The sequence below is a fragment of the Acinetobacter sp. CIP 102637 genome, assembly GCF_000368425.1.
Lineage (GTDB): Bacteria > Pseudomonadota > Gammaproteobacteria > Pseudomonadales > Moraxellaceae > Acinetobacter > Acinetobacter parvus.
Map to the genome: position 1 here is coordinate 225,576 of NZ_KB849434.1, position 23,130 is coordinate 248,705.

The window sequence follows — 23,130 nt, forward strand, 5'->3', positions numbered from 1 at the left end:
GTAAATCTCAGCGATAAACCTTTGGGTCAGATAAGAATTTCATGTTAAAAATATATTTGAAATCATTAATCCGACACAATCTGACGTTTAAAATCGTTTTGTTACAGCTTGAACAATTTTAAATCGCTATTATATACACGTTTTATTCGCACAATTTCGAGATGTATTTATGAGTCAAAGTCATATCCGTATTCGAGGCGCACGTACCCATAACTTAAAGAATGTGTCACTCGATATACCACGTGACAAATTTGTGGTGATTACGGGACTTTCTGGCTCAGGTAAATCATCACTGGCGTTCGATACCCTGTATGCCGAAGGTCAGCGCCGCTATGTTGAGTCACTTTCGGCCTACGCACGCCAGTTCCTGTCACAAATGGAAAAACCCGAGGTCGATTCAATTGAGGGCTTGTCTCCTGCGATTGCCATTGAGCAAAAGTCGACCAGCCATAATCCACGTTCAACCGTGGGAACCATTACCGAAATTTATGACTATCTGCGCTTGCTGTATGCACGTGTCGGTACGCCATACTGCCCTGAACATGACCTGCCAATGGTGGCTCAGACCATTTCAGAAATGGTTGATGCAGTCAAGGCACTGCCCGAAAGCACGGCACTGATGCTGCTTGCACCTGTGGTGCGTGAGCGTAAAGGTGAATATAGCCAGCTATTTGAACAGTTACAGGGTCAGGGCTTTGTTCGTGCCCGTGTTGATGGTGAAATCATTGATATTGATAGCCCGCCTGAACTGGACAAAAAGAAAAAACATAGCATTGAAGTGGTGGTGGACCGCTTTAAGGTACGGGATGACCTTGGCAACCGTATTGCAGAATCCTTTGAAACTGCTCTACGTTTAGGCGGCGATATAGCGATTTTATCATGGATGAATGGCGAACATCCTGAACGGGTTTTCTCTGCAAAGCACTCCTGTCCTGAATGTGACCGTGCGGTGGCTGAACTTGAACCACGTTTGTTCTCATTCAACAATCCATTTGGTGCCTGCCCTGTCTGTGATGGTCTAGGCACACGTAGCCATTTCAGTGCAGAAAAGCTGATTCCAAACACTGAGCTTTCCATCAGTCAGGGTGCAATTCGTGGTTGGGACAGACAACGTCCTTATTACTACACCATGCTGCAAAAAGTCGCTGATCACTTTGGCATTAGTCTGGATGAGCAGTGGAATAAGCTGGATAAGGACACCCAGAAAAAATTCCTGCAAGGCACAGGCAAAGAGAAAATCGACCTGAGTTATATTGATGAACGTGGTCGTAAACACACCCGTGTACAACCATTTGAGGGAATTTTGCCACATCTGGAACGTCGTTACCGTGAAACCGAGTCAAACTACGTTCGTGATGATCTGGCGCAATATCTTTCCAATGCCGCCTGTGATGCCTGTGGTGGTTCACGTCTGAATGAAATCTCACGTCATGTTCGGGTCAAGGATAAAACCATTGCACAAATCACCAAAATGTCGATTGGCGATGCAGAAAACTACTATCAGGACCTCAATCTTGAGGGTGCCAAAGGTGAAATCGCCGATAAAATCTTTAAGGAGATTCGTGAGCGTTTACACTTTCTGGTGAGTGTTGGCCTGAATTATTTGAGTTTGGCGCGTTCCGCGGAAACCCTCTCAGGTGGTGAAGCACAGCGTATTCGTCTAGCCTCACAGATTGGTGCAGGCTTGATGGGCGTAATGTATGTGCTTGATGAACCGTCCATTGGTTTGCATCAACGTGATAATGATCGCCTGTTACAAACCCTGATTCGCTTACGTGATCTGGGCAATACCGTACTGGTGGTCGAGCATGATGAAGATGCGATCCGTGCAGCTGACCATATCATTGATATTGGCCCAGGTGCGGGGATTCATGGTGGTGCCATCATTGCCGAAGGAACGTATGAGGAACTGGCCAACCATGCCGACTCCCTCACAGGTCAGTATTTATCAGGCAAATTAAAAATTGAAGTGCCAAAACAACGTACCCCATCGCCACGCCCAAATGAGGTGATCAAGCTGTCTGGCGCTAGTGGCCATAACCTGCAAAATGTCGATCTGACCATTCCATTAGGTATTATGACCTGTGTAACAGGTGTTTCAGGTTCTGGTAAATCAACGCTGATTAACCGTACCTTATTACCTTTGGCTGCCACGCAACTGAATGGCGCAACCACACTCACTGCGGAAAAATTTGATTCGATTGATGGCTTGCAGCATCTGGATAAAGTGGTTGATATTGACCAAAGCCCGATTGGGCGTACCCCACGTTCGAATCCTGCGACCTATACAGGTTTATTTACCCCGATTCGTGAATTGTTTGCGCAAACCCCTGAAGCCAAGGCACGGGGCTATAGCGCAGGCCGTTTCTCATTTAACGTGAAAGGCGGACGTTGTGAAGCCTGTGAAGGCGATGGCATGATCAAGGTGGCGATGCACTTCCTGCCTGATATGTATGTGCCTTGTGATGCCTGTCATGGCAAGCGTTATAACCGCGAAACGCTGGAAGTGGGTTATAAAGGCAAAAACATTTCCGATGTGCTGGAAATGACAGTCGAGGATGCGGCAGAGTTCTTTAGCGCGATTCCCATGATTCACCGTCGTCTGCAAACATTGATGCAGGTGGGCTTAGGCTATATTCGTTTGGGTCAAGCTGCAACCACACTTTCAGGCGGTGAAGCACAAAGGGTAAAACTGGCGCGTGAACTGGCAAAACGTGATACAGGTAAAACCCTGTATATTCTGGATGAACCGACCACTGGCCTGCATTTCCATGATATTGCCAAGTTGCTGGATATCCTGCATGAGCTTCGCAACAAGGGAAATACCATTGTGGTGATTGAACATAATCTGGATGTGATCAAGACGGCTGACTGGGTGATTGACCTTGGTCCTGAAGGTGGTTCTGGTGGTGGTCAGATCATTGCCGAAGGTACACCTGAGCAAGTCGCTGAGGTTGAGATTTCACATACGGGGCATTTCTTAAAGCCGATGTTGAAATAAATTTAACAGGTTCTCAAACACTGGCGTAAATTTCGGTTGATTTTGTCTCACCAGCTTAAATTTACGCCAACTCCCTCAATGTTGAGCTGATGCTTTTGCCAGTTTGGGCTTTAAATCTGTCCCCAATTGCAGCGCGATTACATCAAAGCCATTTTTCTGTAGTGTGAGGATGGTTTCATTGATTTGCGCATCCACCACCTGCCTGAATGTCTGCAATTCTTTTTTATTTTTATCCAGTTCATTTGGATGGCTCGACATCAGCTTGTTGCTGGGGGCACGCAAACTGGTAATCTCAGTCAGCACCTGTTGGGTTTTAATATATTCCTGATGACTCTGGATAATAAGTGGAATGGAAATATAGAGGATCGACAGGATAATCACGACCATACAGGCAAAAAAAAGCTCAGCCTTGGGGAAAGCCGAGCTAGTAAAAAAGGATGCATGACACATCGAATACTCGAGAAAATGTTATGAGGTACAATGCAAATACCACACCTCTTCCTCACTATTATGTGAAACACATCTCAAAAAGTAAAGTCGATTAAACAGATCAGATTTAAATTTTTCATCGTTTTTGTTAATCCTTTTTAAAAAATCCAGCCTTTTGTTAACCTGGTTTTATCTATCTTATCCAGATAGTCCGCTTAAATTATAAAAACAAACCACATAAACACAGGAAAAGTAGATTCTATTCACACTTTTTAAGCTTAATTATGTAATTTTTCTGCCTAGATTAAATGCAAAAACCGATTAACACCATCGAATAAACCCATAAAAATAAACGATTATGACCATCATATTACAGCGATTTCAAAGATGAAAAATTCATCTATCTCATTGTTAGTTATATATTTCGTGTCAGGTTGCCAAAATAAAATATATTTGTCTATTTTTTAAGCATCCCTTAGCCCTTGATTGTTCGTTTATCGGAGTAACCCATTTATTACATTGACTTCATATTTTGTTACAATACAATGAATCCTGTTTTTAGATGTATATCTTTTTTTATTAATGCTGGAAATTCGTATGAAAAAACTCGGTTTAGCCACTGCTTTAGTATTAGCCATGACCGGTGCTCACGCTTACCAATTCGAAATTCAAGGTCAGTCTGAAGCCCTAGATTCAAATGATGAAAACAGAGATTATAACAACTTTACTGTGGGTGGACAGGCAACCTACTATTTCAATAATGTAGATGCATCTAAAGGTCCTTTGGCAGAAGCTGCTTTCCTTAACCAGGCTTCAAATGTTGCTGTTGGATATAACTTTGCAAACCTTGACGACGTTAAATCTCAAAACGTGGGTATTAAGGCTGAAGCTTACCTGCCAACATCATATATGCCTGCATATGCAAGCTTAAGCTACAGCGCAACTGACAATGACGGTAAATATGGTCTTTCTGATGACCGTGGTCAACGCTGGGCAGTTGAGTATGGTTCTGTTATCGCACCAAATTTCCTTGTGGCTGTAGGTTATACCAACGTTGTTGAACAAACATCTTTAGATACATTCACAATCCTAAACAGTGGTTTTGCCAAAGCGGCTGGTGAAACAGCAACCATTGCTGAAGATCAGGATGCAATCACTGCACGTACTAAATACGTTGGCGCGATCACAGGTACGCCAATGTCAATTGGTTTCGAAACAGGTATCGTTTACGGTCAGGACACTGCGTACGAGTTAAAAACTGATTTGTACCTAAACTCACAATTTAATGCTGGTGTTTCTTATGCTGAATCTAGCTTTGCTGGTTCACCAGACTCAGCTTGGGGTGTGAATGTAAACTACTTCATCACTCCAGCGATTGCGGTTGGTGCAAGCTATGTAAATGCGAATGCTGTAGGTTCTGACGCAGATATGCAAACTGTTGGCGTAAACGCGAAGTTACGTTTCTAAGATTGAATTGCGGTTCTATCCAGAACCCAGATTGATCATAAAAAAACCAGTTCATTTTGAACTGGTTTTTTATTTTAGAAGAATCGGAAAAGTCTTTCAGTTCCCAGCTACAAGACTACATCTTCTTGTCTTCAATATTTAAGGCACTAATCGCCAAAACCGCCTGAGTACGGTTTTGTACGCCAAGTTTACGGAAAATGGCGGTTACATGCGCCTTGATGGTTGCCTCGGAAACTTCCAGGTCATAGGCAATCTGTTTATTTAGCAACCCCTCAGCCACCATCATCAACACGCGGAACTGCTGCGGGGTCAGTGACTGTAAACGCTCTGCCAGTGCGGTTTCGTCCGCAGCCCTTGGGTCAAATCCCGCATGAGTCGGTAAATTCGGTGGCAGCCAGATCTCACCCTCCAGCACCTGCTTAATGGCCTCGCCAATATGGCTGGGGTGTGAGGATTTTGGAATATATCCCATTGCCCCGTGTGCAATTGCCCGCTGGATAATCGACACTTCCTCATGGGCAGAAACAATAATGATCGGAATCGCTGGATACTGTGCTCGTACATACACCAGTGCAGAAAATCCAGAGGCACCTGGTAGATTCAGGTCCAGCAATACCAGATCGGGTTCCGCCCCATGCTCCAGACGCGCATAGAATTCGTCAACATCAGCAGTTTCCTGAATCTGTGCCTGTGGCAGGCTATAACGAACCGCTTGAATCAATGCATGTCTAAATAAGGGATGATCATCTACAATTAAAATATTCATAAGTGCTTTACGCAATCTGTAAGTACGTCAATGTACTGTGTTTATTCAAATTCAATCTATCCTAGCCTATTTTTAAATAAACCGCAGGTCAAGCACAAGACCTGATTTATTTCCTTTTCCAGCAAAATAAATCGAATATTTATATAATCCATATCCTATTTATTCAAGAATAAAGCCCTTAAAGAAATATTGAATAGAAACATGCAATTAAAACCAACTAAATTCAAGCCTATCATTATTTTTAGATATATCCATAAAAAAGATAAGCTTGCAGCATTTCCTTATTTTACAGCCAGCATATTCAGGTAGATAAATAGGGGCAATTCAGGAAAACTGTCCAGGCCCAACCATGCCAAATCACCAGACAATCGCCACTCCCCTCAACATTGTTGCCGTTTCAGGCGGGCTAAATAGTCCCTCTAAAACTGAAAGTTTAATTCAGGCCATCCTTGATGAACTTTCAGAAGCAATCAGCATTAAGGTGCATTTCATTAAACTCAGTGAAATTGGTCCTTTATTGGGTGGCGCCATTTACCGTAACCAACTACCACAGCGTGTACAGGATGACCTTGCCGCAGTTGAGGCGGCAGATGCCCTGATTGTGGGCACACCCGTTTACCGTGCATCATTCACTGGTTTATTTAAACATTTCTTCGACTTTGTTGAACAGACTGCTTTAGTCGATGTTCCTGTATTGCTGGCGGCTTCAGGTGGTAGTGATCGGCATGCACTGGTGCTGGAGCATCAGCTACGTCCGCTATTTAGCTTTTTTCAGGCACAGACCCTACCGATAGGCGTATATGCCACCGATCGGGACTTTACACCTGAATACACGGTAAAAAGTGAGCAACTGTCAGACCGTGTGACCCTGGCTGTAGCGCGTGCCTTACCAATTCTGGAGTGGGCGCCTGCCAAGGGTCAGCGTGCGGCGGCAACCAGGGCAAAAACCGAACAGGCCAACCAGAATCTCGGCATTAACAAACAGATTGAACAGGCGGATGTACTCCCCTCAGCGGCAGTACCTGATCTGGATGCGGCAGAATCCCGCCTCCATCCAAAACCACAAAAAAATCTAAACCACGTTGCATAAAGAAATAATTCGTTTTTAGACTTGATAAGAAGAAAAATAAAGTAATGGCAAGTATTATTGCCCCATGACTCGGCTTGGGGCTTTTTATTTTCGGCAGGTTTCAATTTTCCTGGCTGACCATTAAATGCTGCTCATAAAAAAGAGCGTTCACTTGAACGCTCTTGTCTTTTATTATTTGGATAAGGCGGCTTATCTGTCTGGATAAACCGTTGCAATGAGGGCATCCACCACCGCTGGTTCAGCTAGGGTTGAGGTATCACCCAGTGTATCTAGTTCATTGGCGGCGATCTTTCTCAGGATACGGCGCATAATCTTGCCTGAACGGGTTTTTGGCAAGGCAGGTGCCCAGTGCAAGGCATCAGGCGTTGCCACTGGTCCAAGTACCTTACGCACCCAGTTGACCAGCTCCTTACGCAATTCCTCTGATTCAGCGACATCAGCCTGTAAGGTGACAAAAGTACAGATTCCCTGCCCCTTGATGTCATGCGGCATTCCGACTACCGCAGCTTCGGCAACCGCCTCATGTGCAACCAGGGCACTTTCAATTTCGGCTGTACCTAAACGGTGACCTGAAACGTTGAGGACATCATCCACACGGCCAGTAATCCAGTAGTAGCCATCCTCATCACGGCGCGCACCATCGCCAGTGAAATAGCAGTTTTTAAAGGTGGAGAAATAGGCTTCAATAAAGCGCTCTGGATCGCCCCAGATAGTCCGCATCTGACCTGGCCATGAGTCTTTAATCACCAGATTGCCCTCATTCGCTCCTTCCAGCTCATTGCCCTCACCGTCAACAAGGGCAGGCTGCACCCCAAAGAATGGACGGGTCGCAGAACCTGGTTTCAATGCGGTTGCACCTGGCAGTGGTGAGATCAGGATTCCACCTGTTTCAGTCTGCCACCATGTGTCCACAATCGGGCAACGGCTTTCACCAACGACTTCATAGTACCAGTTCCACGCTTCTGGGTTGATTGGCTCACCCACTGAACCTAACAGGCGCAGGCTACTGCGGTCACTTTCACGCACATAGGCATCACCCTCGCGCATCATGGCGCGAATGGCAGTTGGTGCGGTATAGAGGATGGTGACATTGTGCTTGTCAATCACATGGCCGATACGCGCCCATGTTGGATACTGTGGAATCCCCTCAAACATCACCGTTGTGGTGGCATTGCTGAGTGGACCATACAACAGGTAGCTATGCCCTGTAATCCAGCCCACATCTGCGGTACACCAGTACACGTCATCCTCTTTAAGGTCAAACACTTCCCTAAAGGTGGTGTTGACGTAAACCAGATAGCCACCCGTGGTATGCAGCACCCCTTTTGGCTTGCCTGTTGAACCAGAGGTGTAAAGGATGAAAAGTGGGTCTTCCGCTTTCATCGGCTCAGGCGGACAGTGCTCATCCACTTCCATAATGGCAAGGTGATACCAGATGTCACGCGCCTCATTAAACTGAATCGGGTTGCCTGTACGGTGCACCACAATTACGTTCTCTACACTGTCTGTTCCCTGAATATCCAGGGCGGCATCAACATTTTCTTTCAATGGGATCAGCTTGCCACCACGCATTCCCGCATCGGCGGTAATCACCAGTTTGGCCTGACTGTCCTCAATACGGCTTGCCAGTGAATCGGGTGAGAAACCACCGAACACCACGCAGTGCACCGCACCAATGCGGGCACATGCCAGCATGGCAATCGCAGCTTCAGGCACCATTGGCATGTACAGCACCACTCTGTCGCCTTTTCGAATTCCTTGTTTCTTCAACACATTGGCAAAACGGCACACCTCATCATGCAATTCGGCAAAGGAGATGATTTTATGGCGTGATGGATGGTCACCTTCCCAGATAATGGCAGGTTTTAATGGATTATCCTTGAGATGACGGTCCAGACAATTTGCGGAGACATTCAGCTCACCATCGGCGAACCATTCAATCCTGAAGTCATCCTGACTAAAACTGGTATTCTTGACCTGGGTAAAGGGCTTAATCCAGTCAATCTTTTGCGCTTCTTCCGCCCAAAATGCTTCAGGCTGCTCAATGGAATGCTGGTAACGTTTGAAATAGTCTGCTTCCGAGATTCTTGCCGTTTCTTTGAATTTATCAGGCACTGGGTAGATGTCTTTCATAGCTTACTTCCTTGGTTTTTTATTTCATACCCTAGATGATCACATCTATTCTTCTGGTATGTTTTGTTCTCTCTTGCAGTATGGACAACATTTACAAGACTAAACAATGCGGCTTTGGTCGTAGGAATGTTACGCTCAGTTTATTTTCAAAAATTTACTCAAAATAATTTAAATTTGAACTGCTTGTCTATGTTTTTTGTTTTTAAAATAAGTGATTATTTTGATCATTGGCCATACCTTAAAAGATTTAATAAACAAAAAATAGGAAAATATGATGTTGAATCCTCCCCTCTCCTCCCAGACACAGCCTATCAATGACCATCCCTTATCCGCTAAGGGGCGGTTTAACCGACTCAGCTATCTGGGCTGGTATGGTCTGCTCAGCCTGACCTGCATGGCGGTTTTGATCTTCCTTATGCTTATGCTGTTCACTGGCATTGTCAGTATTCACAATGTCAATCTGGACACCCCCATGCTGTCCGCCTTTCCAGACCTTATGATATTCGCCATGATTGCACTGTGGTTTGCAATGGTTTATTTCCAGATTGTTTTCCTGATTCGTCGTCTGCATGACCTCAACAAAACAGGCTGGCTGAGCCTGCTGCTGCTCGTCCCCCTTATCCAGTTGCTGTTTACATTCTATGTGTTACTTGCCCCAGGTACGCCCTATCGCAATGATTATGGCGATATCCGCCCATCCACCACATGGGAAAAGCTGCTGGCATGGATCGTGATCATCCTGAGTATCTTGATGCTGCTGTTTATCTTCGTGTTTTTCTATTATTTTGCCAGCCCAGACTTATGGGAGGGGCCAACACAGATGATCCAGAACACCACTGAATACTTTTAGGTTTCCAGAGCATAAGTGGGGTGAAACAACAACTGAACTTTACATGCATATTTGCGATAAATTTATTATGATTGCTTCCCACTCCATTCCCACTTTGCGAAATAGAGATTTTTCTGTGGCAAATGAACAAACAACACTGACCAATGTCGCCAAGGACACAGGTGAACTGATCCAGAAAGCAGGTGCCAAAACCACGCAGACTGTATTGGCTCATACTGAAAAATACCATGATGCCTATACCACGATTGACAAGATCATCGACAGTTTTTGGCAGCGGGTTCCCTATATCTGCATCGCGATTGCGGTGTTTATCATTTTTTGGCTGCTAACCAAGCTTTTTAAATTTTTCGTGAACAAAACACTGAGCAACCGATCATATGCAAAACAGAATTTGGTTTTAGTCCTACACCGCGTTGGTGAGACGTTCATTTTATTCTTTGGTTTCCTGATCGCGCTGGTGATTGCTATTCCAGGGTTTACCCCAAGTCAGTTGATCGGGGCGCTGGGGATTGGTTCGGTCGCCATTGGTTTTGCATTTAAGGACATCTTCCAGAATTTACTTTCAGGCGTGCTGATTCTACTGAGTGAACCTTTCCGCATTGGTGATGACATTGTGGTGAATGGCATGGAGGGCAATGTTGAGGATATCCAGATTCGTGCCACATTCCTGCGTTCTCCAGATGGCCGCCGTATCGTCATTCCCAATGCGACGGTCTATACCAGTGCCGTGACGGTAAACAATGCCTACCAGCGCCACCGTTGTGAGTTTATGGTGGGTATTGGCTATGAAGACAATATCCAGCAGGCCAAGGACATTATCCTGAAGATTCTGGACCATAACCGTAACGTGCTGAGTCAGCCTGCCTTTTCAGTAAATGTTACCGCACTGGCCGACTTCTCGATTAACCTGACAGTACGCTGGTGGGTCAACACCACTGAAACCTCAACTGGAAGCTCAATCAGCGAAATTCAGGAACTGGTGGTGGCAGCCTTTGATGAACAGGGTATCTCAATTCCCTACCCTGTACAGGAAGTTAAAGTGTATCGTGGTGATCAATCAGAACCAATCAACGAACCAACCACCTAGATAAATAATCGCCCTAAAATATGCGATACCGCCGTTTCAGTTCGTAAAATTCGGTTGCCTAAGCGCCTTGCTTGGCAGCCATTTTTTTTGAACAGATCAACCTCAAAAGGAATAAATCCGCCTTCTGGCCCAACGATCAGGCAACATGAATGCTGAATCGCATGTGGCATCTGCTGTTCTGCATAGGGATGTGCGACATAAGCAGGTTTTTGATCCGAAATAAATGTAGGCAAAACATCTTCAACAAAAGGTTTAAACCTTTTGTAAAGCTGGATTTCTGGCTCGATAGTATCACCAGCCTGTTCCAGCCCCAGCGTTACATAATCATCCAGATGCTGTAAAAATGGGCTTTGCCAATAGCTTTTATCCACCCGATAACTATGGATCAGGCTAATCCGTTGCACACCCAAAGTCACCGCATCCATCACCATACGGCGTAATACTTTGGGTCGTGGCAAGGCCAGAATCAAATGTACAGGCAACTTTGCAGGCACGGCTTCCACCTGAATTGGCCTGAGTAAAATATGTTGTTCTGAAATCGTTACAACTTCGGTGAGATAACGCTGACCATTGCGGATACCCACCTTTAAGGTATCTCCAGCATTTAACTGCACATGCTGGCTTAAATGTTGCAGTTGTCTTGGACTTTCAATTTTCCAGAACTCGGATTGGGTTTGTTCAGCTTCAAGTAAAACAATATTCATGATGATGCGGTTTGCTGTAAATAGTGGTCAAGCAACTGGATATGTTTTTTTAGAGAACCCTTATTGCGCTGCAATACCTGTTGAGCGTGCGCAACCTGTTGTTGGGTTTGCACTGGATCATCCAAACAGCTTAAAAGTTGCTGTGCCACTTGTGCTGCATTTTCTCCAATTAAAATTCCCTGCGCTGCCACAAATTCATCGACAATACTTTGAAAATTAAAATAGCGAGGACCAATGACTGTCGGGATATTCAGCACCATCGGTTCCAGAATATTATGTCCTCCCCCAGGTTCATTCAATGAACCACCGACAAAACAGGCCTGACTCAAGGCATACCATAACCACATTTCACCCATACTGTCGGCAAGAAAAACCTGTGTATCGATTTGAATTGGCTGTTTAAGACTACGACGTTGCGTATTTAAATTTAAACTCTGGCAAATTTTATACACCTCATCAAAGCGCTCTGGATGACGCGGTACAACCATACATAACAAATCAGGGTTGGAATTTAAATGTGTCTGTAATTGCTTAAGTAACTGTTCTTCTTCAGGTGCATGTGTGCTGGCTAAAGTAATTATTTGACGTTTCTCTAACTGCCATTCCTGTTTTAACTGTTCAGCTTGCTCAATAAAGGAGTTCGGAGCACTAATATCAAATTTAATATTTCCAACAACCTGACTTTTGCTTTGATCTAACCCCAAATCCACATAACGCTGTTGTGTCGTGATATCTTGAGCCAATAACCATGTGAGTTGCTGCAACATCGGCTGTGTTAAACGACGAACTTTGTCATAACCTTTCGCTGATTTTTCTGAAAGACGAGCATTCAATAAGATACATGGAATTTGCTTCTGTTTGGCTTGTGCGATCAAATTTGGCCAAATCTCAGTTTCAACTAAAGCAAGAATTTTCGGTTGATACAGCTCAAAAAATTGTTTCAGTAACGGCTTTTGATCAACAGGCAAATAGACTGCCTGAAAAAGTGTCGAATATTTTTCGTAAAATAAACTCTTGGCTCTGGCTTGCCCTGTTTTTGTGGTGTTGGTTACTAAAACCGAATGTCCAAGTTTTAGATAGTGCTCAATCAAAGGTTGAGCAGCGTTGGTTTCTCCAACTGATACTACATGAAACCAAATCGTATTTAAATTTTTAGGGGGTTGAAACGGTCCAAAACGCTCTAGGCACTCTTGCTGATATAGCGCATCACTTTCAGCCCGTTGTCTTATTTTCCAGCGATAGAGCGGTTTGAGACATACCAGTAAAAAGTTATACCAGAACGGGGTTTGCTGTACTGCGTTGTGCTGCGCCATCCGAGACCAAGATTTACAATTTGATTTCGTTCATTATGCGGAATTTCAAAAAAAAACTCATGCCATTTTGGTAAATGACATGAGTAATTCTAAAAACGACTTAAGCTTCCAGTTGTTCAAAAACAGGATAATCGGTATAACCTTCGGCACTCGGACCATACAAGGTATCGAATTGAACCTGATTAAGCGGTAGATCATTTTCCAAACGCTCGAATAAATCAGGATTTGCGATATATGCTAAACCAAATGCAACTGCATCCGCTTGTTCAGTTGCTAAAATACGCTTGGCTGATTCTGGCGTTAATTTTTCGTTGGCAATCCAAGCACCTTTGAATTTAGGACGCAACTTTGGTTGTAAACTATCCTCAGCTTCGTACTCGCGAGTAAAGATAAACGCAACATTACGCTGATCCAATTGCTCAACCACATAACCAAAAGTCGCTAATGGATCTGCATCACCCATGTCATGTGAATCACCACGCGGTGCCAGATGCACACCCACCCGACCTGCACCCCATACCTCAATAAAGGCATCCACAATTTGCAACAACAAGCGCGCGCGGTTTTCAATTGAACCACCATACTCATCATCACGATGATTGGTCGTACTTTGTAGAAATTGATCGATCAAATAACCATTGGCTGCATGCAACTCAACACCATCAAAACCTGCTGCTTTCGCTAACTCAGCCGCATGTTTATATTGTGCGACGATTTCTTGGATTTCTTCATGCGATAAAGCACGAGGTGTAACGAAAGGACGTTTCGGACGCAGTAAACTCACTTCCCCCGCAGGTTGAATCGCACTTGGTGCGACCGGAATATCACCATCCAATAAGTCAGGATGTGAAATACGACCGACGTGCCATAGCTGAACCACAATCTTTGAACCTTGCGCATGCACAGCTTCAACAATTTTGTTCCACGCTTGAGCTTGTTCTTGTGACCATAAGCCTGGCGTATTGGCGTAGCCAACAGCTTTCGGACTAATCACCGTCGCTTCAGTAATAATTAAGCCCGCATTGGCACGTTGTTGATAGTATTCCAGCATTAAATCGTTTGGAATACGCTCAACACCACTACGAGCTCTGGTCAAAGGTGATAAAACCAAACGGTTTTTAATCGTAAAATCACCCACTTGTAACGCAGAATTTAGTTCAGCCATGATCGCCTCAATTTACACTTATTCAGTTAAAGTGTTTGTTTTAAATGTTCGATATATTGCTGAATCAAAGCTTCATTTCTGGTGAAATAGGACCACTGCCCATATTTCTCAACCTGAATCAAACCTGCCTGCTGTAACACAGACAAATGATTTGACATGGTTGATTGTGCAACTTTGCCTAAACGTTCAATGTGCCCTGCACAGACACCACGTTCAAAACTGCCACCACATTCCTGCACAGGCAAAAATTGCTCAGGCTGTTTCAGCCACTGCAAAATCTGTCGGCGTAATGGATTGGCTAAGGCTTTGCTTATAACATCAATATCCATAGACTCATCACATTTTCAACAGGCAAAACTTCGTTCAGCACCTAAAATCAGTATATCGAATTTAATAAATATTAATATCTATTTTTTACGATATTAATATCATATTTTTCCGATTAACTAAAATTTGCTGAACGAAAATGCCGTTTTAAAGTTATAGACCTTGTTTCAAACTTGCTTCAATAAACCGATCTAAATCACCATCTAAGACTGCTTTCGTATTTGAATTCTCAATACCAGTACGCAAATCTTTAATACGTGAATCATCTAAAACATAAGAACGAATCTGACTTCCCCAGCCAATATCTGACTTTGAGTCTTCTAATGCTTGAGCTGCTTCATTACGTTTGCTCATCTCTAACTCATAGAGTTTGGCACGTAATTGCTTCCACGCATGATCACGGTTCGCATGCTGTGAACGTTGGTTCTGACATGCCACCACGATACCCGTTGGTGCATGAGTGAGACGAACTGCCGAATCGGTTTTGTTAATGTGCTGACCACCCGCACCCGACGCACGGTAGGTATCGGTACGGACATCCGAGGGATTAATATCAATTTCGATATTGTCATCAATCTCTGGCGATACAAACACTGCCGAGAATGAAGTATGACGGTTGTTATTACTGTCAAACGGTGACTTACGTACCAAGCGGTGTACGCCACTTTCAGTTCGTAACCAGCCATAAGCAAACTCGCCATCAACACGGATGGTTGCAGATTTAATGCCTGCCACGTCACCATCAGACACTTCCATCAATTCAGCTTTAAAGCCATGACGTTCGATCCAACGCAGATACATCCGCAGTAACATCGATGCCCAGTCTTGTGCTTCCGTACCGCCAGAACCTGATTGAATTTCAAGGAAACATGGATTTGGATCCATTGGATTACTAAACATGCGGCGGAATTCTAAATTACCTAAAGCCTGTTCAGCACTATCAAGTTCAGCCTGAACATCTTCCAGTAAAGTTTCATCATCGGCTTCTACAGCCAAATCAAGCATGGCTTTGGCATCATCTAGCTGCTCTGCAAGACGATCAAATACACCTAAAGTATTTTCTAAACTGCCCTTTTCTTTCGCAATCGCTTGCGCACGACTCTGATCATTCCAAATCGTTGGGTCTTCTAGTTCTCTTAAAACTTCTTCTAAACGCTCAGCCTTTAGATCGTAGTCAAAGATACCTCCGTAGTGTTTGGCTACGATCAGATAAATCTTTCAATTGGTTTAAATACGGATTAATTTCCACGCGTCTTTTCTCTCAATATTTTTCACACAATTCACTATTTTAACATAACTGCCCTATACGACACAGCCACCTGATTTTGACAAGTTTTATTGATAAGAAGAATTTTTTCAGAATAGTTTTTCTAATGGATTAATATTTATACTTATCTGTTTTTTTCATAGAAATGAGTAAAAATTACACGAAAAACACCAATATACACAATATCTCCTAAGTTTTAATAAATCAAAACATTTAAAAATTATTAATAATAATCAAATAGATAAAATGTAAATTTTACAATTCACTTACATTTTTAATGTTAAATTACTTTCCAGCAATTGACGATCATTTTTTTTCCACTAGACTAAAAGTTGTAACAAAAAATGTAATCAATATTCACTTGGTTCATTATCTCAAAAGGGGCATAACCATGAAAAAATTAGCAATTGCATCGGCACTGTTATCTGTACTTGCAGTGACAGGAACCGCTCATGCGTATCAAGCTGAAGTGGGTGGTTCATATACCTATACAGATTGGGACGATTTTGATAGCACAAACAATTTTGGTGTGGATGGGACTTATTATTTCAATCCTGTGCAAACCCGTAACGCACCACTTGCTGAGGCTGCGTTCTTAAACCGTGCCAGCAACGTGAATGCAAAGATTGACTATGCCAGCAATAGCGGTGTGAAAAACTCTGAATATGGCGCTGGGGTTGAATACTTCGTACCAAACAGCGACTTTTACTTAAGTGGTCGTTTGGGCCGTACCGAACTTGAAGTGGACAACACCCCAGTGGATCGAAAAGTAACAACTTATGGCGCTGAAGTGGGTTATTTACCAGCACCAGGCTTGTTGCTTGCAGTGGGTGTGACTGGCTACGATGAGAAAGACGGTAAAGATGGTGCAGACCCAACCGTGCGTGCCAAGTACGTGACTCAGGTAGGTGGCAATGACGTCAACCTTGAAGCCTACGGTGCGTTTGGTGACCTGGATGAATACCGAGTTAAGGGTGACTACTATCTTGACAAAACCCTCAGTGTCGGCGCTGACTACTACAACAACGACTTAACTGATCGTGATGAGTGGGGTATTTCTGCGAAGAAATTCTTCAACCAGCAGGTCAGCCTTGAAGGCCGTATTGGCTTCGGTGATGACTACAATACCTATGGTATCCGTGGTGCATACCGCTTCTAATTCTCTCCAGAGAGAATATAGGGTCTGTTGATCTTTAACAGACGCTAAGGAATCCACCCTTTATGGGTGGGTTTTTTATTGGCTTAAATATACAACCTGAAGTTGCAGGCTGGTGATACCATTAAAAACATTGCGTTCCAGCGTATACACCAGGTCGACATAGCTCAGCATCGGATTGAACTCAAAACGGTCTGCCGCATTGAAAGCAATGGCATCCACAACCTGCTGTCCGAGCGCCAGTTTTAGCTTTAAATGCTGGTCTTTCAACCAGCGATAGTCGATGACCTTAAAGCTTCCCTCAAACTGTGGCAACGGAAACTTCTGTCCCCACGGACCAAGTTGTTCGATCTGGTCCAGTGTGCTAAGGCTCACTGCCATATCAGGTAATATCCCATCCGTCCACAAGGTTGCCTGAAACAACTCCTGATCCATTTCAGCAATATATTGGGTGAAGATCTGCCTAAATTCCTCAAAATGGGCTTTATTCAGGGTAAGGCCAGCGGCAGCGGCATGTCCACCAAAATGGCTGACCAAATGGGGATACTGCTCCGCCACCTGTTCAATGGTGTCGCGAATATGAATACCCTCAATGGAACGCGCCGAACCCTTGATATGAATGCCATCCTCATCAGGGGCAAACACCAGACTGGGACGATGGAACTGTTCTTTTAGACGCCCAGCGACAATCCCTATTACCCCTTGATGCCACTGTTCATCAAACATCACCAAAGCCGCGGGTAAATGTTCCGTTTCCAGTTGAATATGTTGTAAAGCACTGAGCGCCTGCTGCTTCATCGCGCCCTCAACCTGACGGCGCTCGATATTTAACTGGTTTAATTGCTGGGCAATTGGATAGGCAGTTGCCATATCAGGCGCAAGCAGGCACTCGATCCCGATTCGCATGCTTTCCATGCGACCCGCCGCATTGATACGTGGTCCAAGCACAAAACCCAGATCCTGTGCTTTTAAGGTTGCCGCATCTCTTTTAGCAATATCCAATAATGCTAAAATTCCTGCACGACATTGATATTGCTGAATTCGTTTTAAGCCAGCATCCACTAAAATACGGTTATTATAATCAAGCGATGCAACATCAGCATAAGTCCCCAATGCAACCAAATCTAAATACTGAGTGACTTTACTAGTACTTTTTCCCTGCTGAGAACGGTAACTGGCTAATTTTGCTAGTACATAAAACGCAACGCCAACACCTGCAAGTGCTTTACTTGGAAAAATGCAACCCAGTTGATTCGGATTGACCACTGCTTCAGCGTTTGGCGTAGGTTTTGTCGTCAAATGATGATCGGTAATGATGACCTGCATCCCTAAAGCTTGGGCAGTCTCCACCCCTGCATGGCTCGATATACCATTGTCCACGGTAATCAGTAAATCTGGCTGATAGGTCTGCTGTGCCAGTTCAGCAATTTTAGGCGTGAGTCCATAACCGTACTTAAAGCGATCAGGCACTAAATATTCAACGTTCGCCCCCATTTCTTTAAGAACTAAGATCATCAATGCAGTACTGGTCGCGCCATCGGCATCATAATCACCAATAATTACGATCTGTTTTTTTTGATCAATCACTTGATCAATTAATTCAACGGCTTGATCTAATCCTTTGAGATCAGGTGGCAATAAATGCTTGAGTTTTAGCTCAAGCTCTTGTTCCGATTGCACTCCACGTCTCGCCAATATCTCAGCAATAAACGTAGGCACGCCCTGAAATTGTTCAGGGCGTGTCAAAAATGGTCTTTGTTGAATTTGAATCATGGTCATTTATGGCATCAAGCGTTGAATAATCCAAAGTCCGTTACGTTTTTCATAACTTAAACGATCATGTAAACGATTCGGACGCCCTTGCCAGAATTCATAATAATCAGCATCTAAGCGATAACCACCCCAAAATTCGGGTTTATCCAACTCAGCTTCATGTACTTGATTTTGTAAGTTTTGAAAACGCTGTTGTAATAACTCACGGCTTTCAATGACACCACTTTGTGGCGTACTAATATGTGCTGCAATTTGACTATCACGTGGACGCTTGTGGTAATAATCCGTCGATTCCTGTTCTGGAATCTTGGAAACCTGACCACCGATACGCACCTGACGCTCTAAACTCGGCCAGTAAAATAAAATTTCAGCATAAGGATTTTCCGCAAGGTCTAATCCTTTCTGACTATCATAATTGGTGTAAAAATCATAACCAGCTTCTGTCGCACCACGTAACAAAACAGTTCGCACGTGTGGGCGACCTTGAGCATTTGCTGTCGCCAAAGACATCGCATACGGTTCATGTAATTGAGCAGTGAGTGCATGATTGAACCAATTCAAGAATTGCTCATGGGGATTTACACTCATCTGGGATTCGTGTAACTCACCTTGTTCATAACTTAAACGAAGTTCACTCAGGTCTTTAATGACATCATTCATTATTACTCTCCTTTAAGCAGCTTGAGCATGAGCTCTGACTGCATCGGCTAAATGATTTGCGATGGCATCCACTTCCTGCTGTTGATCTCCCTCAACCATGACCCGAATCACAGGTTCAGTACCTGATTTACGAATCAAAATACGTCCACGACCTTTCAATTGTTGTTCAGCTTTCTCAAACTCTTCAACCAGCGCAGGGATTGAGTAGGGCTCAATCATCTGTTGCAAACGAACATTGATTAACACCTGTGGAAATAATTCAAAGTCTGCAACTAATTCATGTAATGCTTTGGCTTGCTCAACCATCACCGTTAACACTTGTAGAGCGGCAATAATCGCATCACCAGTTGTGCTCTTATCCAACGTTAAGATATGACCTGAAGGCTCACCACCTGTGACCCAACCATTTTCTTCTAATGCCTGTAATACATAGCGGTCACCGACTTTTGCGCGCACAAAACCGACATCCGCTTTTTGTAATGCTAACTCAAGTGCCATATTACTCATGACTGTTCCAACAATACCTGCTGGTTTATTTTTAGCCTGAGTAGCAAGGATATACAGAATATGATCACCATCTACCAGTTGACCATTTTTATCTACCATCACGACACGATCTGCATCACCATCAAACGCAATACCTAAATCGGCTTGGTGATCAACCACGGCCTTTTGTAGAAATTCAGGATGGGTTGATCCACAATTTTCATTGATATTTAAACCATCTGGTTCATTAAAAAGCGGGATTACTTTTGCACCTAGCTCTCTAAAAACTGAAGGACCAACGCTATATGCTGCGCCGTTAGCACAATCCACTACAATTTTGAGATTACTAAGATCGAAGTGATATGGAAATGTTGATTTACAGAATTCGATGTATCGACCATTTGCATCTTTTACACGAACACTTTTACCTAGGTTAGCCGTATCATCAATCACTAAATCTTTTTCTAATTCTTGATTGATCTCATTTTGTAAGGCATCTGGGAGTTTTTTACCTTCACTTGAGAAAAATTTAATCCCATTATCAAAGTAAGGGTTATGTGATGCTGAAATCACAATACCTGCATGTGCATGTAAAGCACGTGTTAAATGCGCTATTGCAGGTGTTGGTAATGGCCCAAGTAAATGCACATAGACACCTGCGGCATTTAGGCCTGCTTGTAAAGCCGCTTCCAGAATATAGCCTGATAAACGCGTATCTTTACCCATAACCACAATTGGTTTGTTTTTAGGACTATTTCTTTTTAATACTTTTCCTGCTGCAAATCCTAATTTTAATGCAAATTCAGGGGTAATCGGCATTTGTCCAAATTTGCCACGAATTCCATCAGTTCCAAAATAGCTCATTCTTTACTCGCTTTCTTATCTTTATATGACGTATCGTCATATTATTTTTCATCTGTTTTACTTTACACCAAAACAAAAAAAACCGTCAGTGGACTGACGGTTTTTTTATTGCCAAAATAACTAAAGATCAACCTACACGATAGTTTGGTGCTTCTTTAGTGATTGTCACATCATGAACATGTGATTCCGACATGCCTGCCGAAGTAATTTTCACAAATTTTGCATTTTGACGAAGATCTTCAATCACAGATGAACCTGTATAGCCCATAGAAGAACGCAAACCACCCATCATTTGATGGATGATATTCCCCATTGGACCTTTGTATGGAACACGACCTTCGATGCCTTCTGGTACCAACTTTTCAGCACCTGCTTTAGAGTCTTGGAAATAACGGTCAGCAGAACCTGTTGCTCCCGCCATTGCACCTAACGAACCCATACCACGATACGCTTTATAGTAACGACCTTGGAAGAATTCCACTTCACCCGGCGCTTCTTCAGTACCAGCAAGGAGTGAACCGACCATGATCGTGCTCGCACCTGCGCCAATCGCTTTCGCCATATCGCCAGAGAAACGAATACCGCCATCTGCGATCAATGGAATTTGATCTTTTAATGCATTGGCAACGCTATCAATTGCCGAAATTTGCGGCATACCGATACCTGCCACAATACGAGTGGTACAGATCGAACCAGGGCCAATACCCACTTTAACGGCATCTGCACCTGCATCTAACAATGCTAAAGCTGCATCACCTGTTGCAATGTTTCCACCAATCACTTGAACTTGAGGATAGTTTGCCTTTACCCAACGTACACGTTCAATCACACCCGCTGAATGACCGTGTGCAGTATCCACGACAATCACATCTACACCCGCATCGACCAATGCTTCCACACGGCTTGGTGTTTCTACGCCTGTACCAACTGCGGCACCAACACGTAAACGACCAAGGTCATCTTTACAGCTGCTTGGATAGCTTTCCGCTTTACGGAAGTCAGTAACTGTAATCAAACCTTTGAGTTCATTGTGTTCACCAACAACTAGAACTTTTTCAATACGATGCTTTTGTAGCAATGCTTGAATATTTTCTTTCGACTCACCTTCACGAACAGTCACTAAACGGTCTTGACCCGTCATGATGTTGCTGACGGGTTGTTCAAGATTGGTTTCAAAACGAGTATCACGACCTGTGACAATCCCCACAACTTTGCCATCTTTTACAACAGGTACACCGCTAATATTATTGGCTTGGGTAATTGCAATAAGTTCACGTACTGTCGTTTCAGGCGTTACTGTGATTGGGTCTTTCACCATTCCAGCTTCGAATTTTTTTACACGGCGTACTTCCGCAGCTTGTGCAGCGATATCCATGTTTTTATGCAAAATACCAATACCGCCATTTTGCGCCATTGCAATCGCCATACGAGACTCAGTCACCGTATCCATTGCAGCAGAAACGAGAGGGATATTAAGTTGAATTCCGCGAGTTAAACGTGTCTTTAAGGAGACATCTTTTGGGAGAACAGTTGAGTAGGCAGGAAGTAATAAGACATCATCGAAGGTCAAGGCTTCTTGAACGATGGTCAGCATAACAATCTCACTGGTAATTTCCGTGAGCTATTATAAACAAATTTTGCCGTGATTTTCATTTTCTATGATGAAAATAATTTATAGGCACTGACTATCCCTGTCCTGCCTTAAAAAATTCTAACTGATCTCGGCTGGAATACTGAACACATATTCATTCATCAGGTCCACCCCACATTCAAGGCCCTCAATCCAGTCCAGAAACTGGTTGATCATCTCTTTTCCAACAAATGCGGTGCCATGCTGCGGCACAATCATGTCGAGGTCCATTTGGCGAACCATATTGACCCACAAACGAATGACCTTGTTGGAACACATATAACGCTGATGGAAGCCTTTCATCTTCTTGATATGAGCTTCAAAATCGGTAATCGGCTGGTTGGCATCATCAACAATTGAGGCGCCCATATCCCCTGAAAAAAGAATTTTGGCGACTGGATCATAAAACTGGAAATTACCCACCGAATGCAGGAAATGGGCTGGAATGGCAACAATCGCAGACTCACCCAATGCAATCACCTGACCTGTATCAGGTAGCTCAATCAGTCGTTCCTCCCAGTCTCCTTTCATGCGGTCGCTCATAAATGCAGAGTTTAAGTGCGGTAAAAAGCGTGCCCATAGCTTGGATGCCACCACCTTGGCATCAGTGTAGACCAGCCAGCGCGGCATTGAGGTAATGATGTCAGGATCCTGATGCGATGCCATAACATAGTCCAGGTTTTTCAGTTTAGTATAGCGATTTAACTCCATGGTTAAGGGCACATAGGTCAGGTCTCCCCCTGGATCAAGCACTGCGGCGCGATCATGGTCAATAATCAGGAACTGGTTGGCCTGAATGCCCTCACCTTTCACCAAACTGGTAAAACTAATGCATTTATGTGTGCCATTATCAAATAATATTTGCGATGTAGTCCGCTCAAAGCTCATAACAACCCCAGAAAAAACCTTTAGATATGAAATATTTTAATTCCATAACAAAATAATGGGGTTTAGCCCATGTT

General features: G+C 43.7%; 18 protein-coding genes and 1 pseudogene. 6 read left to right on the forward strand and 13 right to left on the reverse strand.

The features are described from left to right. Positions 1-169 precede the first annotated feature (169 nt). A complete protein-coding gene (uvrA, locus tag F967_RS01480) occupies positions 170-3,001 on the forward strand; it encodes an excinuclease ABC subunit UvrA (protein WP_004797750.1) in 2,832 nt (943 codons plus the stop codon). A gap of 90 nt (positions 3,002-3,091) precedes the next feature. Here the strand turns inward: uvrA and F967_RS01485 are convergent. Continuing rightward, a pseudogene (locus tag F967_RS01485) lies at positions 3,092-3,451 on the reverse strand (GGDEF domain-containing protein); the annotation flags it as partial. A 576-nt stretch (positions 3,452-4,027) separates the two neighbouring features. On the opposite strand from F967_RS01485, the gene omp33-36 reads away from it, so the two are divergent. Then, positions 4,028-4,897 (forward strand): porin Omp33-36, encoded by an 870-nt coding sequence (gene omp33-36, locus F967_RS01490; protein ID WP_004760462.1) that lies wholly within the window; start codon positions 4,028-4,030, stop codon positions 4,895-4,897. 115 nt (positions 4,898-5,012) lie between these two features. Here omp33-36 and F967_RS01495 read toward each other — a convergent pair whose 3' ends face one another. Then, positions 5,013-5,663, reverse strand: coding sequence for a response regulator (locus F967_RS01495; protein ID WP_004678977.1), 651 nt, complete (start codon positions 5,661-5,663; stop codon positions 5,013-5,015). Positions 5,664-6,012: 349 nt separating this feature from the next. Here F967_RS01495 and msuE point away from each other — a divergent pair, with 349 nt between their 5' ends. Continuing rightward, entirely contained in the window at positions 6,013-6,753 is a 741-nt protein-coding gene (gene msuE / locus F967_RS01500; protein WP_004683512.1) for an FMN reductase, read from the forward strand. A 189-nt stretch (positions 6,754-6,942) separates the two neighbouring features. On the opposite strand, the gene acs is transcribed toward msuE, so the two are convergent. Then, on the reverse strand, positions 6,943-8,886 hold the full coding sequence (gene acs / locus F967_RS01505; protein WP_004760460.1) for an acetate--CoA ligase: 1,944 nt from the start codon (positions 8,884-8,886) through the stop codon (positions 6,943-6,945). 274 nt (positions 8,887-9,160) lie between these two features. Here acs and F967_RS01510 point away from each other — a divergent pair, with 274 nt between their 5' ends. Next, entirely contained in the window at positions 9,161-9,736 is a 576-nt protein-coding gene (locus F967_RS01510) for a DUF805 domain-containing protein (protein WP_004797755.1), read from the forward strand. Between the two features lie 115 nt (positions 9,737-9,851). After that, positions 9,852-10,823, forward strand: a complete 972-nt coding sequence (locus tag F967_RS01515; RefSeq protein WP_034430988.1) for a mechanosensitive ion channel family protein — start codon at positions 9,852-9,854, stop codon at positions 10,821-10,823. On the opposite strand, the gene F967_RS01520 is transcribed toward F967_RS01515, so the two are convergent. From F967_RS01520 to prfB, 5 genes are all read right to left on the reverse strand, one after another. Then, complete coding sequence (locus F967_RS01520; protein ID WP_004678984.1) at positions 10,820-11,527, reverse strand: 16S rRNA (uracil(1498)-N(3))-methyltransferase; 708 nt, start codon at positions 11,525-11,527, stop codon at positions 10,820-10,822. The two genes, F967_RS01515 and F967_RS01520, sit on opposite strands and share 4 nt — an antisense overlap. After that, the gene (locus F967_RS01525) at positions 11,524-12,840 is read right to left on the reverse strand and encodes a 3-deoxy-D-manno-octulosonic acid transferase (RefSeq protein WP_004797759.1); all 1,317 of its coding nucleotides are present in this window, start codon (positions 12,838-12,840) and stop codon (positions 11,524-11,526) included. Before F967_RS01525 ends, F967_RS01520 begins: the two co-directional genes overlap by 4 nt. Before the next feature lie 100 nt (positions 12,841-12,940). Beyond that, positions 12,941-14,005: an alkene reductase gene (locus tag F967_RS01530; protein WP_004683524.1), complete on the reverse strand. Its 1,065-nt coding sequence runs from the start codon at positions 14,003-14,005 to the stop codon at positions 12,941-12,943. Positions 14,006-14,031: 26 nt separating this feature from the next. Continuing rightward, complete coding sequence (locus F967_RS01535) at positions 14,032-14,334, reverse strand: ArsR/SmtB family transcription factor (RefSeq protein ID WP_004683525.1); 303 nt, start codon at positions 14,332-14,334, stop codon at positions 14,032-14,034. 151 nt (positions 14,335-14,485) lie between these two features. Next, a protein-coding gene (prfB, locus tag F967_RS01540; RefSeq protein WP_141629338.1) for a peptide chain release factor 2 occupies positions 14,486-15,581 on the reverse strand; the annotation gives its coding sequence in 2 pieces (ribosomal slippage) (positions 14,486-15,508 and positions 15,510-15,581; 1,095 coding nt in all). Positions 15,582-15,990: 409 nt separating this feature from the next. On the opposite strand from prfB, the gene F967_RS01545 reads away from it, so the two are divergent. Further along, complete coding sequence (locus F967_RS01545) at positions 15,991-16,758, forward strand: putative porin (protein ID WP_004683526.1); 768 nt, start codon at positions 15,991-15,993, stop codon at positions 16,756-16,758. A 75-nt stretch (positions 16,759-16,833) separates the two neighbouring features. Here the strand turns inward: F967_RS01545 and recJ are convergent, their stop codons facing one another. The 5 genes from recJ to F967_RS01570 form a co-directional block, all read right to left on the reverse strand. Next, positions 16,834-18,534: a single-stranded-DNA-specific exonuclease RecJ gene (gene recJ / locus F967_RS01550; protein ID WP_004760446.1), complete on the reverse strand. Its 1,701-nt coding sequence runs from the start codon at positions 18,532-18,534 to the stop codon at positions 16,834-16,836. Then, complete coding sequence (pdxH, locus tag F967_RS01555) at positions 18,535-19,188, reverse strand: pyridoxamine 5'-phosphate oxidase (protein WP_004760445.1); 654 nt, start codon at positions 19,186-19,188, stop codon at positions 18,535-18,537. Positions 19,189-19,200: 12 nt separating this feature from the next. Then, the gene (gene glmM / locus F967_RS01560; protein ID WP_004760443.1) at positions 19,201-20,538 is read right to left on the reverse strand and encodes a phosphoglucosamine mutase; all 1,338 of its coding nucleotides are present in this window, start codon (positions 20,536-20,538) and stop codon (positions 19,201-19,203) included. A gap of 127 nt (positions 20,539-20,665) precedes the next feature. Continuing rightward, positions 20,666-22,132: an IMP dehydrogenase gene (gene guaB, locus F967_RS01565; protein ID WP_004756912.1), complete on the reverse strand. Its 1,467-nt coding sequence runs from the start codon at positions 22,130-22,132 to the stop codon at positions 20,666-20,668. A 117-nt stretch (positions 22,133-22,249) separates the two neighbouring features. Then, positions 22,250-23,056 carry an oxygen-binding di-iron domain-containing protein gene (locus F967_RS01570; RefSeq protein WP_004760441.1) on the reverse strand — a complete coding sequence of 269 codons (807 nt, stop codon included), beginning with the start codon at positions 23,054-23,056 and terminating at the stop codon, positions 22,250-22,252. Positions 23,057-23,130: the final 74 nt, after the last annotated feature.

Excerpts from the sequence above, each read along its gene's own strand:
- uvrA (WP_004797750.1), top strand. The coding sequence starts at position 170 with ATGAGTCAAAGTCATATCCGTATTCGAGGCGCACGTACCCATAACTTA.
- omp33-36 (WP_004760462.1), top strand. The coding sequence starts at position 4,028 with ATGAAAAAACTCGGTTTAGCCACTGCTTTAGTATTAGCCATGACCGGT.
- F967_RS01495 (WP_004678977.1), bottom strand. The coding sequence starts at position 5,663 with ATGAATATTTTAATTGTAGATGATCATCCCTTATTTAGACATGCATTG.
- msuE (WP_004683512.1), top strand. The coding sequence starts at position 6,013 with ATGCCAAATCACCAGACAATCGCCACTCCCCTCAACATTGTTGCCGTT.
- acs (WP_004760460.1), bottom strand. The coding sequence starts at position 8,886 with ATGAAAGACATCTACCCAGTGCCTGATAAATTCAAAGAAACGGCAAGA.
- F967_RS01510 (WP_004797755.1), top strand. The coding sequence starts at position 9,161 with ATGTTGAATCCTCCCCTCTCCTCCCAGACACAGCCTATCAATGACCAT.
- F967_RS01520 (WP_004678984.1), bottom strand. The coding sequence starts at position 11,527 with ATGAATATTGTTTTACTTGAAGCTGAACAAACCCAATCCGAGTTCTGG.
- F967_RS01525 (WP_004797759.1), bottom strand. The coding sequence starts at position 12,840 with ATGGCGCAGCACAACGCAGTACAGCAAACCCCGTTCTGGTATAACTTT.
- F967_RS01530 (WP_004683524.1), bottom strand. The coding sequence starts at position 14,005 with ATGGCTGAACTAAATTCTGCGTTACAAGTGGGTGATTTTACGATTAAA.
- F967_RS01535 (WP_004683525.1), bottom strand. The coding sequence starts at position 14,334 with ATGGATATTGATGTTATAAGCAAAGCCTTAGCCAATCCATTACGCCGA.
- F967_RS01545 (WP_004683526.1), top strand. The coding sequence starts at position 15,991 with ATGAAAAAATTAGCAATTGCATCGGCACTGTTATCTGTACTTGCAGTG.
- recJ (WP_004760446.1), bottom strand. The coding sequence starts at position 18,534 with ATGACCATGATTCAAATTCAACAAAGACCATTTTTGACACGCCCTGAA.
- pdxH (WP_004760445.1), bottom strand. The coding sequence starts at position 19,188 with ATGAATGATGTCATTAAAGACCTGAGTGAACTTCGTTTAAGTTATGAA.
- glmM (WP_004760443.1), bottom strand. The coding sequence starts at position 20,538 with ATGAGCTATTTTGGAACTGATGGAATTCGTGGCAAATTTGGACAAATG.
- guaB (WP_004756912.1), bottom strand. The coding sequence starts at position 22,132 with ATGCTGACCATCGTTCAAGAAGCCTTGACCTTCGATGATGTCTTATTA.
- F967_RS01570 (WP_004760441.1), bottom strand. The coding sequence starts at position 23,056 with ATGAGCTTTGAGCGGACTACATCGCAAATATTATTTGATAATGGCACA.